11 protein-coding genes are annotated in these 14,222 nt (G+C 61.1%); 2 read left to right on the top strand and 9 right to left on the bottom strand.

Features of this window, described 5'->3' with window-relative positions; translation table 11 throughout:
• Positions 1 to 166: 166 nt before the first annotated feature.
• A complete protein-coding gene (gene creD, locus HU755_RS08465) occupies positions 167 to 1,537 on the top strand; it encodes a cell envelope integrity protein CreD (protein ID WP_186631517.1) in 1,371 nt (456 codons plus the stop codon).
• Between the two features lie 181 nt (positions 1,538 to 1,718).
• On the opposite strand, the gene HU755_RS08460 is transcribed toward creD, so the two are convergent.
• The 8 genes from HU755_RS08460 to HU755_RS08425 form a co-directional block, all read right to left on the bottom strand.
• Positions 1,719 to 2,348, bottom strand: a complete 630-nt coding sequence (locus tag HU755_RS08460; RefSeq protein ID WP_186631514.1) for a glutathione S-transferase — start codon at positions 2,346 to 2,348, stop codon at positions 1,719 to 1,721.
• A 152-nt stretch (positions 2,349 to 2,500) separates the two neighbouring features.
• A complete protein-coding gene (locus HU755_RS08455) occupies positions 2,501 to 2,680 on the bottom strand; it encodes a hypothetical protein (RefSeq protein WP_186631511.1) in 180 nt (59 codons plus the stop codon).
• Positions 2,677 to 3,807: a PepSY domain-containing protein gene (locus tag HU755_RS08450; protein ID WP_186631508.1), complete on the bottom strand. Its 1,131-nt coding sequence runs from the start codon at positions 3,805 to 3,807 to the stop codon at positions 2,677 to 2,679. The genes HU755_RS08455 and HU755_RS08450 overlap by 4 nt, the downstream gene beginning before the upstream one ends.
• Before the next feature lie 74 nt (positions 3,808 to 3,881).
• Entirely contained in the window at positions 3,882 to 6,308 is a 2,427-nt protein-coding gene (locus tag HU755_RS08445) for a TonB-dependent siderophore receptor (protein ID WP_186631505.1), read from the bottom strand.
• Positions 6,309 to 6,544: 236 nt separating this feature from the next.
• The gene (locus HU755_RS08440; protein ID WP_186631502.1) at positions 6,545 to 7,519 is read right to left on the bottom strand and encodes a FecR domain-containing protein; all 975 of its coding nucleotides are present in this window, start codon (positions 7,517 to 7,519) and stop codon (positions 6,545 to 6,547) included.
• On the bottom strand, positions 7,516 to 7,992 hold the full coding sequence (locus HU755_RS08435) for an RNA polymerase sigma factor (protein ID WP_189663999.1): 477 nt from the start codon (positions 7,990 to 7,992) through the stop codon (positions 7,516 to 7,518). Before HU755_RS08435 ends, HU755_RS08440 begins: the two co-directional genes overlap by 4 nt.
• Before the next feature lie 204 nt (positions 7,993 to 8,196).
• A complete protein-coding gene (locus tag HU755_RS08430; protein WP_186631495.1) occupies positions 8,197 to 8,904 on the bottom strand; it encodes a PolC-type DNA polymerase III in 708 nt (235 codons plus the stop codon).
• Entirely contained in the window at positions 8,901 to 10,841 is a 1,941-nt protein-coding gene (locus HU755_RS08425) for a DUF294 nucleotidyltransferase-like domain-containing protein (RefSeq protein WP_186631492.1), read from the bottom strand. The genes HU755_RS08430 and HU755_RS08425 overlap by 4 nt, the downstream gene beginning before the upstream one ends.
• Before the next feature lie 251 nt (positions 10,842 to 11,092).
• Between HU755_RS08425 and HU755_RS08420 the strand changes: the two genes are divergently transcribed.
• Positions 11,093 to 11,539, top strand: coding sequence for a response regulator (locus HU755_RS08420; protein WP_186631489.1), 447 nt, complete (start codon positions 11,093 to 11,095; stop codon positions 11,537 to 11,539).
• 207 nt (positions 11,540 to 11,746) lie between these two features.
• Here HU755_RS08420 and HU755_RS08415 read toward each other — a convergent pair whose 3' ends face one another.
• A complete protein-coding gene (locus HU755_RS08415; protein WP_186631486.1) occupies positions 11,747 to 13,930 on the bottom strand; it encodes a malate synthase G in 2,184 nt (727 codons plus the stop codon).
• Positions 13,931 to 14,222 lie beyond the last annotated feature (292 nt).

The raw sequence follows: 14,222 nt of genomic DNA, 5'->3' as shown, positions 1-14,222 counted from the left end.
CGCGAGCAAGCCCGCTCCCACACGGATTGGTGAACGACGCATAACCAATGTGGGAGCGGGCTTGCTCGCGAAGGGGCCGGAACATCTCCACACAATCTCCATATTCCGCTCACATTCCCACCACAGCGCATGACCAGACTCCCCTCATCCAAACAGGGAGAGTCCCATGAACAAGAATCTGACCATCAAGCTCGGCGCCATTGCCCTGCTGATCCTGCTGTTGCTGATCCCGTTGCTGATGATCGACGGCGTCATCGACGAGCGTCAGCAACTGCGCGACGGCGTGCTCGAAGACATCGCCCGCAGTTCCAGTTATAGCCAGCAACTGAGCGGGCCGGTGATGGTGGTGCCGTATCGCAAAGTGATCCATAACTGGAAGACCCACGATAAAACCAACAAGCGCTATGACGAACCGACTGAGGAGCGCGGTCGTCTGTATTTCCTGCCGGAGCGCTTCGAGCTCGACGGCCAGGTGCAGACCGAGCTGCGCGCCCGGGGCATTTATGAAGCGCGGCTGTTTCACGCCGATAACCGCATCAACGGTCATTTCTCGTTACCGGCGCAGTTGGGGATTAAAGAAGACTTCAGCGATTACCGTTTTGACGCGCCGTTCCTCGCGGTCGGTATCAGCGACATCCGCGGGATCGAAAACGCACTGCAACTGGAACTCGACGGCCAGCGCCTGGACTTCGTTCCCGGTACTCAGGTCGGCTGGCTCGGTGAAGGCGTTCGCGTGACGCTGCCGCTGTTGGACACCGGCAAAACCACCGAACTGAGCTTCGGTTTCGACCTGCGCCTGCAAGGCACCGGTTCATTGCAGGTGTTGCCGGTGGGCAGGACCAGCAGCGTCAGCCTGACTGCCAACTGGCCGCACCCCAGTTTTGTCGGCAACTTCCTGCCGGGCAAACGGGAAATCAGCGACGCCGGTTTCAGTGCTGACTGGCAGACCACATTCTTCTCTACCAACCTGCAAGACGCCATGAGCCGTTGCGTCAATAGCAACGAGTGCGAGGCGTTTACCGGCCGCAGCTTCGGCGTGAGCTTCATCGATCCGGTGGATCAGTACCTGAAAAGCGATCGGGCGATCAAATACGCGCTGCTGTTTATCGTCCTGACGTTCGCCGGTTTCTTCCTCTTCGAAGTGCTCAAGAGCCTCGCGGTGCACCCGGTGCAATACGCCTTGGTCGGCGTGGCGCTGGCGTTCTTTTACCTGTTACTGCTGTCGTTGTCGGAACACATCGGTTTTGCCCTGGCGTACGTGCTGTCGGCCAGTGGCTGCGTGCTACTGATCGGCTTCTATGTCAGTCATGTGCTGCGCAGCGCGTGGCATGGCTTGAGTTTTTCGGCGGGGCTGGCGGCGTTGTACGGCCTGCTTTATGGCTTGCTGAGCGCCGAGGATTACGCGCTGTTGATGGGCTCGCTGCTGCTGTTCGGCTTGCTCGGAGTGTTCATGGTGCTGACGCGCAAACTGGACTGGTACGGGATTGGGTTGAAACCGGCCAAAGCGCTTGAGTTTGATGTGGAGGCGATGGGATGAGCGGGTTAAGAGATGAGCGGAGGGAAGTCGCGGTTTTGCTGACGCTGATTGTTGCAGCGCTACCGCCGGAACCGAGGGGGTGCATTCGCGAGCAGGCTCGCTCCCACATTGGATTCGGGTATGGCACCAATCCTGTGGGAGTGAGCCTGCTTGCGATAGGGGCCGAGCAAGCGCCGCAGAATCAGGGCTTGGGCATTGTCGCAACCATGGACGGTCGCTGACTCACCTCAAAATACCAGTTGGCCAGTTGCGGGTTGGCCGCGCGCCAGTCCAGGTCGGGGAAGCGCAGGTCGAGATAACCCAGCGCACACGCCACGCTGATCGCCGCGACATCGAAATGGCTGGTCAGCTCGGCAATCGCATCCTGTTCCAACACGGCCAGGGCGCGGCGAATCTTGTCGCGCTGGGCGTCGAGCCATTCGTCCCAGTGCTTCTCTACCGGGCGTAAAACGGTTTCGTATCGCACCATCACCGAGGCATCCATGATCCCGTCGGCCATCGACGCCAGGGTCAACCGCCGCCAGCGCGCCGCGCCTTCGCGGGGGATCAGCGGGTTGCCGACGTGCTGCTGGTCGAGGTATTCGAGAATCACCCGGCTGTCATGGATGACATTGCCATCGGCCAGGCGCAGGGCGGGGATCTTGCTCAGCGGGTTGTCGGCGATCAGCGCCGGGTCCGGGCTGACCGGGCTGAGCACACAGTCCTGCAGGGCGACGCGATCCTGCTGACCGGTTTCGTGCAGCAGCACCATGACTTTGCGGACGAAGGGCGACAGGGTGTTGTGGTACAGGGTCATGCTGGGGGCGGACATGGGCAAGGTCTCGATCAGGACAATGATCGGGCAGCATAGCCTGTTACCGATCCCTTGTAGGAGTGAGCCTGCTCGCGATGACGTTGGGTCAGTCAACATCGATGTTGAACATTAGTCCGCTATCGCGAGCAGGCTCACTCCTACACGGGATTTCAGCTTCGCCGCATTAATCCCTTTATGGCCAAGACCGCCGGCACGCCAAGCCCGACCCAGCTCAACGCATCCCAGAGTCCATCCCCGAGCAACGCCGCAAACAACCCCCCGGCACTGAGCAGCGCAATCACAATCGGCGTGCTGAAGACTTTCCAGAAACTCGACTGACGCGGTTTCATGCCGAAGCCTCCGCGGTTTCCAGCACCGGTCTGGCCGCTTTACGCCGCACCACCCACAGATACACGCCGCTCGCCAGCACGATGATGGTCAGCACATCCAGCGTCGCCCAAAGGATTTTCATCGGCATGCCGCCGTAATCACCGAAGTGCAGCGGCTGCGACATGCCCATGGCGTCCATGTACCACGGGCGTTCGGCCACGGCGGTGACTTGCAGGGTCGTGGCATCGATCAGCACCGGCGTCAGCAGGTGCGAGGTCAGGTGCGTGCCGCCCTTCATGAACACCGAGTAATGGTGTTCGCTGGAAAATCGTGTGCCGGGGAAAGCGATGAAGTCGGGTTTCATGCCCGGTGCCACTTCAGCGGCGATATCGAGCAGGCGCGTGGCCGGTGCCAGTCTGGTTAGCGGCGGTGCATCGCGATACGGCGCGATCAGCGTGGTCAGCGCGTCGTTGCGCCACGCGGCGATCAGCAGGTCGGCGCAGGCGCTGATCACCCCGGTCACGCCCACCACCAGGCACCACGTCAGGGTCACGACGCCAATCAGGTTATGCAGGTCGAGCCAGCGCAGGCGTGTGGATTTGTCCTGGCGCACGGTGCCGAACTTCAAGCGGCGCATGAACGGCAGGTACAGCACCGTTCCGGAGACAATCGCCACGACAAACAGCAGACCCATGAACGCCAGCAGCAGCTTGCCAGGCAATCCGGCAAACATGTCGACGTGCAGGCGCAGGATGAACAGCATCAAGCCGCCGTTGGCCGAAGGCGTTTCCAGCGCTTCACCGGTGCGTGCATCGAGCATGAACGTGTGGGAAGCGTTCGGCTCGGTGCCCGCGGTTTTCGCCATGATGGTCAGCACGGCGTTCGGCTCATCGTCGTCGAAGCCGAAGTACTGCACGACATCATCGGGGCGATGTTTTTCAGCCGCCGCGACCAACTGTGCCAGATTCAGCCGCGGTGTGTCGGCCCGCATCTCGCGCACTTCAGGTGCATCGCCGAGCAGGTGCTCGATCTCGTGATGGAAAATCAGCGGCAGACCGGTCAGTGCCAGCATCAGCAAAAACACGGTGCAAATCAGGCTGGTCCAGGTGTGGATGAACGACCAGCGACGAATTGTTTTACTTTTCATTTCATGACCTTCAAAAGCACCAAAGCCGTCCACGGAGGACGGCCTGGTAACAGGGCCTGTTTCAGCTCACTGGCTTACCACTTGTAAGTCGCGCTGGCGACCACGCTGCGCTGGTCGCCGTAATAGCAATAGAAGCCGTCGCAGGTGGAAATGTAGTCCTTGTCGAACAGGTTGGTCGCGTTGACTGCCAGCGACGCGCCTTTGAGGCTGTTGTCCAGGCGGCCGAGGTCGTAATGCACCGAAGCGTCGAACACGGTGTAGGCGTCAGCCTTGCCCAGCCAGGTGTTGGCCTTGTCGCCGTAGGTGTTGCCGGTGTAACGCACGCCGGCGCCCACGCCGAAACCGTCGAGCACGCCGGTGTGCCAGGTGTAGTCGGTCCACAGCGAGGCTTGCTGGTTTGGCATCAATTGCAGGCGGTTGCCCTTGTCGACGCCGTTCTGCACTTCGGACTTGGCCAGGGTGTAGGCGGCGATGACTTTCAGGTTGTCGGTCACGTCGGAGACCGCTTCCAGTTCCAGGCCCTTGACCTTCACTTCGCCGGCCTGGCTGGTGATCGAGACATTGTTGACGAAGGTGTTGACCGACACGTTCTTCTGGGTGAGGTCATACACGGCGGCGGTCAGCAGGGTTTTGCTGCCCGGTGGCTGGTATTTGATACCCAGTTCCCACTGCTTGCCTTCGGTTGGCTTGAGCGAACCGGTCGAGGTGGCGTCGGCACCCGTGGTCGGCTGGAAGGATTCGGCATACGACAGGTACGGTACAAAGCCGTTGTCGAACACATAGCTGAGCGCGGCGTTGCCGCTGAATTGTTTGTCGCGCTGGGTATTTGTCGCATCGCCCTTGTTAAAGAACTCAGTGCTGGTGTGCACCCAGTCTTCACGACCGCCGAGGGTCAGGCGCCATTGGTCGAGGGCCATCTGGTCCTGAACGTAGAGACCGGTCTGGAAGGTTTTCTGGTTGTAGTCGTAAAACGCTGTGGAGCGCGCCGGGCGCACGATCGGCTGGCCGTAGATCGGCGTGATCACGTTGGTGGTCAGGCCATCGCCGAAGATTGAGGTGTAGTTGGTGTTGCTGCGCTGGTGGTCCAGGCCCAGCAGCAGGGTGTGGCGGATATCACCGGTAGAGAAGTCGGCCTGGAAGTTGTTGTCGACGGCGAACTGGCTGATGTCCTCGTCGACGCTCGTGCTGGTGCGGCCGACGTTGCCCTGCTCATCCACGGTCGTGAACGGGTAGGAACCGGGCGTCAGCGATTGGAACGACAAATCCGACTTGGTATAACGCAGGTTCTGCTTGAACTGCCAGACATCGTTCAACCGATGCTCAAAGGCGTAACCCAGCGCGTAGTAAGTGCGGTCGTAATATTCCCAGTCCGGATCGCCGAGATTTTTATGGTGAGAAATATCACCGAACGGCGATTTGATTTTGGTGCCCTGGATCGGCAAAAACTGGCTGGTGATGCCGGTGTCGTCGCGGGTGAACTGGCTCAGCAGGGTGAATTTGGTGTCGTCATCGATATTCCAGGTCAGGCTCGGCGCGATGTTGTAGCGCTTGTTGTCGACATGATCGACCTGCGTGCCGCTGTCGCGCACCACGCCGCTGATGCCGTAGAGAAACTGCCCGGCGTCATCGATCTTGCCGGTGCTGGCAAAGTTGATCTGGCGGTGATTGTCGCTGCCGTATTGCAGCTGGATTTCGCTGCTGGCTTCGGCGCTGGGACGCCGGCTGACCATGTCGAGCAGGCCGCCCGGCGGGGTCTGGCCGTACACCGACGAGGCCGGGCCGCGCAGCAGGGCGAGGCGGTCGAGGTTCCAGGTTTCCTGTTTCGGGTTGGCGTACACGCCCTTGGGCAGCGGCAGGCCATCGAGGAACTGGGTCGGTTCGAAACCGCGTACACGCAGCCAGTCAGCGCGCGTGTCGCTGCCGTAGCTGCTGGCGGTGATACCCGGCATGTAGCGCACGGCGTCATCGAGGCTGTGCACGCTGCGGTCGTCCATTTGCTGACGGGTGGCAACGGAAATCGAACGCGGTGCTTCGACCAGTGCGGTGTCGGTCTTGGTACCGGCGGCGGTGCGGGTCGCGGTATAGCCCTCGACCGGGCCCCAGGCACTTTCCAGGTTTTCCACGCCGATGATCGCGGTTTCCGGCAGGGCCATCGTGCCGTCGGGCACGGCCACCAGGGTGTAGGTACCGGCGCTGCTTTGTTCCAGTTGCAGACCGGTGCCGCGCAGCGCTGCACGCAGGGCGCCGGCAGGGTCATATTGACCGTTGACCGGCGCCGAGGTCTTGCCGGCCGCCAGCGACGGGTTCAACGACAGCGCGAGGCCGCCCTGGCTGGCGATCTGGTTCAGCGTGGTCGACAGCGGCGCCGCCGGCAGGTTGTAGGCGCGCACGCTGGACGCTTGTTCAGCAGCGAGCAGCGGGCTGCTGATCAGCGGTGTCCCGCAAGCAATGGCAATGGCAAGCAGACTGGGACGCAACAAGGTGTCTAGCGAACGGGACATACGGCGGCTCCTGAATGGAAATATTTCTCAATTGCCTGTGTGCCGGACGAGATTCGAAAAGTGATAGGGCTGGGTGGAAATTATTTCGGTTTACCGGGGCTGCCGATATCTGGGTTGAGCCTGTTTCTGGTGCTGTGGCTAACGGCCCATTCGCGAGCAAGCCCGCTCCCACAAGGAGAATGCGTTTCAAATGTGGGAGGGGGCTTGCTCCCGAAGGCGGCCGCTCAGACGCCGCATTACTCGGGTTTGGTCTCAGCCTTCGCCACAGTCACCCAATACTCTGTGTGCCGCTCGATCTGCACCGGCAGGGTCGGCAGCAATGCGCTCAGGGCTTTGTCGGTGTCATGCAACGGGAAGCTGCCGGTGATGCGCAGGTCCGCCACGTCCGGCGCCACGCCCAGATGGCCGCGCCGATAGCGTCCCAGCTCCTGCACCAGATCCCCTAGCCGCGCGTTATCCACCACCAGCATGCCGCGCGTCCACGCATCGGCGCCGGGGTCGAGCGCGACAATTGAGCCCAGCCCGTCGCTGCGCAGCAGCACTTGCTGGCCTTCGCGCAGAATCTGTTCTGCCGGGTTGCCTTGCGCCTGTGCGGCGACCGCCGACTGCAACACGCTCAGGCGCGTGCCTTGCTCTTCGCGCTTGACCAGAAACCGTGTACCCAGGGCGCGCATGCGGCCTTCGCGGGTTTCGACGATGAACGGCCGCGCATCGCCATGGCCAGTCTCGACGAGGATTTCGCCTTCCTGCAGCACGACCAAACGGCGCTGCTCATCGAAGCGCACATCCACCGCGCTGTGGGTGTTGAGATTGAGCAGGGTGCCGTCGGGCAAGCGCAGGGTGCGCTGTTCGCCGGTAGCGGTGCGCTGATCGGCGAGCCAGTAGTCCAGCGGCAGATAACGCTCACTGACAAACAGACCCAGACCGGCCACCAGCAAAACGCTGGCGAGTCCGCTGCCCAACTTGCGCACGCGCCGGCGAATGCCTTCGCGCGATTGCAGCAACGCACTGCGCGCCGGGCCCTTGGCAACGCTGAAGCGCTGATCGAGCATGCCCAACTGGCGCCAGGCGCGGGCGTGTTCTTCATGGGCCGCGTGCCATTTGGCGAACTCCTCACGTTCCAGCGCCGTGCTCGAATCGAGGGTCAACTGCCAGGCAATCGCCGCGTCCAGCACATGGGCCGGCACCGGCCTGGAACTGGCCGGGCTCATGTCGGCTCACCGTACAGCGCCACGTAACACTGGCGCATGCCTTGCGCCAGATACTGCCGCACGCGCGGCACCGAGACGCCCAGCTTGTCGGCGATTTCGGCATGGCTGAGGCCATCGAGGCGGTTATAAAGGAAGGCGGCGCGGGCCTTGGTCGACAGCTTGCCGAGCAGGCGGTCGATGGCCTTGAGGTCGTCGAGGATCATCTGCTGTTCCTCCACCGACGGTTGTTCGCCTGCGGGGATCAGCATCAACTCGGTGAGGTAGGCCTGTTCCAGCGCGGCGCGGCGGAAATAATCGAACAGCAGGCCTTTGGCGATCGCCACCAGAAACGCCCGCGGTTCGCGTGGTGTCAGCAGTTCGTCGCGGTTGAGCAGGCGCACGAACGTGTCCTGGCTCAAGTCCTCGGCGCGTTGCGGGCAGGCGACATTGCGCCGCAACCACGCCAGCAGCCAACCGCGATGGTCGCGATACATCGCACCGACGAGCTCACTGCGGGGACTTGGGACTGACGACACCGGACATCACCGATTGGGAAATATTAACTAACGCGAATTGTTCGCGATTCTGGCAGAGGTGGGAATGGTTAGCAATTGGCCACTGGTCAGGTGATATGAGGCAACGCGCTGCCTTGTGGGAACGAGCCTGCTCGCGAAGGCGGTCGGACAGGCGTCGAAAAGCTAAAAGGACGGTGCCTGCTGCCGTCGCTTCCACTGACCCAGCCGCTGCTGCAGATTCAACGGACTGTGAATCTGCTGCGCCCGCGCCCGGCTGAACAGAATCAACGCCAGTTCCGCCGTGGCCAGCGCATCGGCACCCGCGTTATGCCGCTCGAACACTTCAAGCCGGAACCACTCGATCCATTCATCGAGGCCGGCTTCGCGAATGTTCGCTTGTGGACACAGCAATGGCGCGATATCCGCCACGTCCAGAAACACATGCTGCAACTTATGCCCCAGATGTTCCTTCAACGCGCGCCCGAGCATGTGCTGATCGAACGGCGCATGGAACGCCAGCAACGGGCTGTCGCCGACAAACTCCATGAACTCCAAGAGGGCCTCGGCCGGGTCACTGCCGGCGGCAATCGCATTTGGCCCCAACCCATGAATCAGCACGCTTGGGCTGACCTTCAACTCACTACATTGCAAGGTGCGCTCGAACTGCTGGCTGAAATCGATCGCGCCGTCCTCGATGGCCACCGCGCCAATCGACAGCACGCGGTCCTTGTTGATATTGAGGCCGGTGGTTTCCAGATCCAGCACCACCCAACGCTGCTCGCGCAGGCTGCATTCGCTCAGCCCGGTGATGACTGGCAACTTTGCCAGACGCTGTTGCAGCGCCGCCGGCACTACAGGACTGGCCGGGCGCAGCCAGGAAAACAGGCTCATAGCTGATACCGCAAGGTCAGGCTGCTTTGCAGACGCTGCGCCTGGCGCAGGGATTCACGCAGGATGCGCCGGTCCAGATGATTGAGGCTGTCGGGATCGACGCGGTTGGAGTACGGCAGATTCTCGCGGGTCTGTAATTGATGCTGTTGCATCCGCGTTTGCTGAATGAAGTGATAGGCCTCTTCATACGCCGCGCCGTCTAGCGGTTCGATCACCTCTTTGTCCACCAGTTGGCGGAAGCGTTCGAGGGTGTTGTTGGCGTCGATGCCGTTGGCCAGCGCCAGCAATCGAGCGCCATCCACGAACGGCGTCAGGCCCTGGATTTTCAGATCCAGCGTGGCTTTCTCGCCATTCTTGCGTGCCAGCACGAACTCACGGAATCGGCCCACCGGCGGGCGATTGCGCAGCGCGTTTTCAGCCAGCATGCGCTGGAACAAACGGTTATCGCCGACCTGCTCGAGAATGCCTCTGCGCAATTGCTCGCAGCCTTGCTCATCGCCCCAGACCACGCGCAGGTCGAAATAAATGCTTGAGCCCAACAGGTTCTCTGGCGTCGCTTCTCGAATAAATGCCGCGAAGCGCCGCGCCCATTCGGCCCGCGACAGACACAGCTCGGGGTTGCCGGCCATGATGTTGCCCTTGCACAGGGTGAAGCCACACTGCGCCAGACTCTGGTTGATCTGCTGGGCAATCGGCAGCAACTTGCCGCGAATCTCCGCTGCGTGCACCGCATCGCGGGCGTCGAACAGGATGCCGTTGTCCTGATCGGTGTGCAGCGTTTGTTCGCGGCGACCTTCGCTGCCGAAGCACAACCAGCTGAACGGCACGCCGGGATCGCCTTTTTCGGCGAGGGTCAGTTCGATCACCCGGCATACGGTGTGATCGTTGAGCAAGGTGATGATGTGAGTGATCTGCGTTGAGGATGCGCCGTGGGCGAGCATGCGTTCGACCAGTTGGCCGATCTCACCGCGCAGGATTACCAGTTGTTCAACCCGCTGGGCACTGCGAATCGTTCGGGCCAAGTGGACCAGATCGACCCGTTGCAGACTGAACAGGTCGCGCTCGGAGACCACGCCACACAGGCGCTGATCCTTGACCAGGCAAACGTGCGCAATGTGCCGCTCGGTCATGGCGATCGCTGCGTCGAATGCGCTGTGATCCGGTGACAGATAGAACGGTGCGCGGGTCATGTGCTGTTCGATGGCATCGCTGAAATCGCCGGCACCTTCGGCCACCACATGGCGTAGATCGCGCAGCGTAAAAATCCCCAGCGGCGCCTTGTGCTCATCCACCGCGACGATGCTGCCGACCTGTTGCTCGTGCATCAGCTTTACCGCCTCGCGCAATGGCGTGTCCGCGCTGCACGTTACCGGATGCCGCATCGCCAGCTCACCCAGACGGGTGTTCAACGAATATTGCGTGCCGAGGGTTTCCACGGCTTTTTGCTGCACCTGCTGGTTGACCTGATCGAGCAGGCTGCTGACCCCGCGCAAAGCGAAATCACGGAAGGTGCTGGACAGGGCGAACAGTTTGATGAACGCCAGTTTGTTCAGTTGCAGGCAGAAAGTATCTTCGCCCGCCAGATGTTCGGTGCGTGTGGCGCGCTCACCGAGCAGGGCCGCCAGCGGAAAGCATTCGCCGGTGGTGATTTCAAAGGTGGTTTCGGTGCCGGGTTTGGTGATGTGCTGGCGTTCGCCGACCACGCGACCCTGCTTGACGATATGGAAATGTTCGACCGGGCCGTCGGCGGGTTTGATGATGCTCTCGCCCTGGGCGAAAAAACGCAGCTGACATTGCTCCACCAGATAAGCGAGGTGGGCGTGTTCCATCTGATTGAAGGGCGGGAAGCGCTGGAGGAATTGCAGGGTGCCCTGAATATTCTGCAAAACCGCGGTTTTCCCTGCCTGGGTGAAGGCGTCCGCTTTACTCATAACCATTACCGCAGTCTTTTTCGAATTGTTGTTGTCGGATCGTGGCAACCATGGTCTTCCCCCACAGGCGGGGTGCCCATTGGACGTAAGTCTAGGTTTTGCCACCATTGGCAACATTTCGGAAATACCCTACGCAAAAGCCCGGAAAAGCGTGCCGTTGCCCCTTGGAAAAAAATCCGACGAAGTGCACATTGAAGCGCTGTCTGGCGATGTCTGACGACTTGCCAGATGATTGTTTGGAACACTTAGAGAACGCCATGTCCGACCACGATATTTTGAGCGATGCCGAGCGTGAAGCGCTCAGCGCAGTGATGCTCGAACCCGATCTGCCGCCGCAGCGTGTCTTGATCGTCGATGACGACAAGGATGCCCGGGAACTGTTGTCGGAAATTCTCGCGCTGGACGGGATTCGCTGCATGACCGCGGCCAGCGGTGAAACCGCGCTGAAAATGCTCGACGAAAAGCCTTCGATCGGGCTGGTGATTACCGATCTGCGCATGGGCAACGTCGATGGCCTGGAGCTGATCCGGCAGGTTCGCGAGTCGGTGCGGGCAGCGATGCCGATCATCATTGTCTCCGGCGATGCCGACGTGAAAGACGCGATCGAGGCGATGCATCTGAGCGTGGTGGATTTTCTGCTCAAGCCGATTGATACGCAGAAGTTGCTGGGGTTGGTGAAACACGAATTGGGCATTGAACCCTGACATTGCGAACCAACGAAAATCCAATGTGGGAGCGGGCTTGCTCGCGAATGCGGACCGGCATTCAACATTGATGTCGACAGACAGGGCGCTTTCGCGAGCAAGCCCGCTCCCACATTGGCTCTCGAGTGATAGTGGAATTTCGGTTCTCCAATGAAAAAGGCCCTGATCTTCCAATCAGGGCCTTTTCATTTCCAGCATCAACGCACGTTACAGACCGTTGGCCTTCTTGAACTCACGACGACGACGGTGCAGCACCGGCTCGGTGTAGCCGTTCGGCTGTTTGGTGCCGTCGATCACCAGTTCGACCGCCGCCTGGAAGGCGATGTTGCGGTCGAAATCCGGGGCGAGCGGACGATACAGCGGGTCGTTGGCGTTCTGACGGTCGACCACCGGCGCCATGCGCTTGAGGCTTTCCATGACCTGGTCCTGGGTGACGATGCCGTGGCGCAACCAGTTGGCGATGTGCTGGCTGGAAATACGCAGCGTCGCACGGTCTTCCATCAGGCCGATGTCATTGATGTCCGGCACTTTCGAACAACCGACGCCCTGATCGATCCAGCGCACCACGTAGCCAAGAATGCCCTGGGCGTTATTGTCCAGTTCGTGCTTGATCTGCTCTGGCGTCCAGTTCGGGTTCACTGCCAGCGGGATGGTCAGGATGTCGTCCACCGAGGCGCGGGCGCGTTTGGCCAGTTCGGCCTGACGGGCGAACACGTCGACCTTGTGGTAATGCAGCGCGTGCAGCGCAGCGGCGGTTGGCGATGGCACCCAGGCGGTGTTGGCGCCGGCCAGTGGGTGAGCGATTTTCTGTTCAAGCATCGCAGCCATCAGGTCCGGCATCGCCCACATGCCTTTACCGATTTGCGCGCGACCTTGCAGGCCGGTGCTCAAACCGATATCGACGTTCCAGTTCTCATAGGCGCCGATCCACTTCTCGGCCTTCATGTCAGCCTTGCGCACCACTGGGCCGGCTTCCATGGAGGTGTGGATTTCGTCGCCGGTGCGGTCGAGGAAACCGGTGTTGATGAACACCACGCGCTCGCTCGCGGCCTTGATGCAGGCCTTGAGGTTGACCGTGGTGCGGCGTTCCTCGTCCATGATCCCGACTTTCAGGGTGTTGCGCGGCAAGCGCAGGACATCTTCGATGCGCCCGAACAGCTCGTTGGTGAACGCGGCTTCTTCCGGGCCATGCATTTTCGGTTTGACGATGTAGACCGAACCGGTGCGGGTGTTGCGCCGCGAAGTATTGCCGTTGAGGTTGTGCACCGCCGCCAGGCAAGTGATCAGGCCGTCGAGGATGCCTTCCGGCACTTCGTTGCCGTGCTTGTCGAGGATCGCGTCGATGGTCATCAGGTGACCGACGTTGCGCACGAACAACAGCGAACGGCCGTGCAAGGTGACTTCACCGCCATTGGGCGCGGTGTAGGTGCGATCCGGGTTCATGGTGCGGGTGAAGGTCTGGCCGCCCTTGGCGACTTCTTCCGCCAGGTCGCCCTTCATCAGGCCGAGCCAGTTGCGGTAGATCACCACTTTGTCGTCGGCATCGACGGCGGCCACGGAGTCTTCGCAGTCCATGATGGTGGTCAGCGCCGCTTCCATCAGGATGTCTTTGACGCCGGCGGCATCGGTCTGGCCGACCGGGGTGCTGGCATCGATCTGGATTTCGAAGTGCAGGCCGTTGTGCTTGAGCAGAATCGCGATCGGCGCGTTGGCGTCGCCCTGGAAACCGATCAGCTGAGCGTCATCGCGCAGGCCGCTGTTGCTGCCGCCCTTCAGCGTTACCACCAGTTTGCCGTCAGCGATTTTGTAGCCGGTCGAATCGACGTGGGAACCGGCAGCCAGCGGTACCGCTTCGTCGAGGAAGGCCCGGGCGAAGGCGATGACTTTGTCGCCACGCACCTTGTTGTAGCCTTTGCCTTTGCCTTTTTCGGCGCCACCTTCTTCGCTGATCGCGTCGGTGCCGTAGAGGGCGTCATACAGCGAACCCCAGCGAGCGTTCGAGGCATTGAGTGCGAAGCGAGCGTTCATCACCGGCACCACGAGTTGCGGGCCGGCGGTACGGGCGATTTCATCGTCGACGTTTTGCGTCGTGGCCTGGAAATCAGCCGCTTCTGGCAGCAGATAACCGATCTCTTGCAGGAAAGCCTTGTACGCCACGGCGTCGTGAGCCTGGCCGGCATGCTGCTGGTGCCAGGCATCGATGCGCGCCTGGAAGTCATCGCGTTTGGCGAGTAGGGCTTTGTTCTTCGGCGCCAGGTCGTGAATGACCTTGTCGGCACCGTCCCAGAATTGTTCGGCGGTGAGGCCGGTACCGGGAATGGCTTCGTTGTTCACGAAGTCGAACAGGACTTTGGCGACCTGCAGGCCACCGACTTGAACGTGTTCAGTCATTGCTTGCCTCACTCTGCTCAGCTATTTCGCTTTTCAGCTCTTCAATTTGGCAATGAAGCCTCGGGCCATTTAAACCACAAACCTGCCGACCAGTACATGCCATTGCGGGCGGCTGGGCTGGGACCCATCAACGGCTTGGGGGCCTTGCTGACAGGGCTTTCAGGGTTGCGGACGGGCCTTGGGCAGACATCGATCCAGCGTTATGTAGTGCGCGCTGCGGCATACTACATGATGAGTTGCGCTTGTGAAAATCAGACTAATTACGTCGTTCTGCGACCTCATGTCGCATTGC

It is taken from the genome of Pseudomonas sp. SWRI111 (assembly GCF_014268555.1).
GTDB lineage: Bacteria > Pseudomonadota > Gammaproteobacteria > Pseudomonadales > Pseudomonadaceae > Aquipseudomonas > Aquipseudomonas hamedanensis.
This window is presented reverse-complemented; position numbering and strand designations above follow the sequence as displayed.

Bases quoted from the DNA above. Each gene is read 5' to 3' on its own strand.
- creD (WP_186631517.1), top strand. From the start codon at position 167: ATGAACAAGAATCTGACCATCAAGCTCGGCGCCATTGCCCTGCTGATC.
- HU755_RS08460 (WP_186631514.1), bottom strand. From the start codon at position 2,348: ATGTCCGCCCCCAGCATGACCCTGTACCACAACACCCTGTCGCCCTTC.
- HU755_RS08455 (WP_186631511.1), bottom strand. From the start codon at position 2,680: ATGAAACCGCGTCAGTCGAGTTTCTGGAAAGTCTTCAGCACGCCGATT.
- HU755_RS08450 (WP_186631508.1), bottom strand. From the start codon at position 3,807: ATGAAAAGTAAAACAATTCGTCGCTGGTCGTTCATCCACACCTGGACC.
- HU755_RS08445 (WP_186631505.1), bottom strand. From the start codon at position 6,308: ATGTCCCGTTCGCTAGACACCTTGTTGCGTCCCAGTCTGCTTGCCATT.
- HU755_RS08440 (WP_186631502.1), bottom strand. From the start codon at position 7,519: ATGAGCCCGGCCAGTTCCAGGCCGGTGCCGGCCCATGTGCTGGACGCG.
- HU755_RS08435 (WP_189663999.1), bottom strand. From the start codon at position 7,992: ATGTATCGCGACCATCGCGGTTGGCTGCTGGCGTGGTTGCGGCGCAAT.
- HU755_RS08430 (WP_186631495.1), bottom strand. From the start codon at position 8,904: ATGAGCCTGTTTTCCTGGCTGCGCCCGGCCAGTCCTGTAGTGCCGGCG.
- HU755_RS08425 (WP_186631492.1), bottom strand. From the start codon at position 10,841: ATGGTTATGAGTAAAGCGGACGCCTTCACCCAGGCAGGGAAAACCGCG.
- HU755_RS08420 (WP_186631489.1), top strand. From the start codon at position 11,093: ATGTCCGACCACGATATTTTGAGCGATGCCGAGCGTGAAGCGCTCAGC.
- HU755_RS08415 (WP_186631486.1), bottom strand. From the start codon at position 13,930: ATGACTGAACACGTTCAAGTCGGTGGCCTGCAGGTCGCCAAAGTCCTG.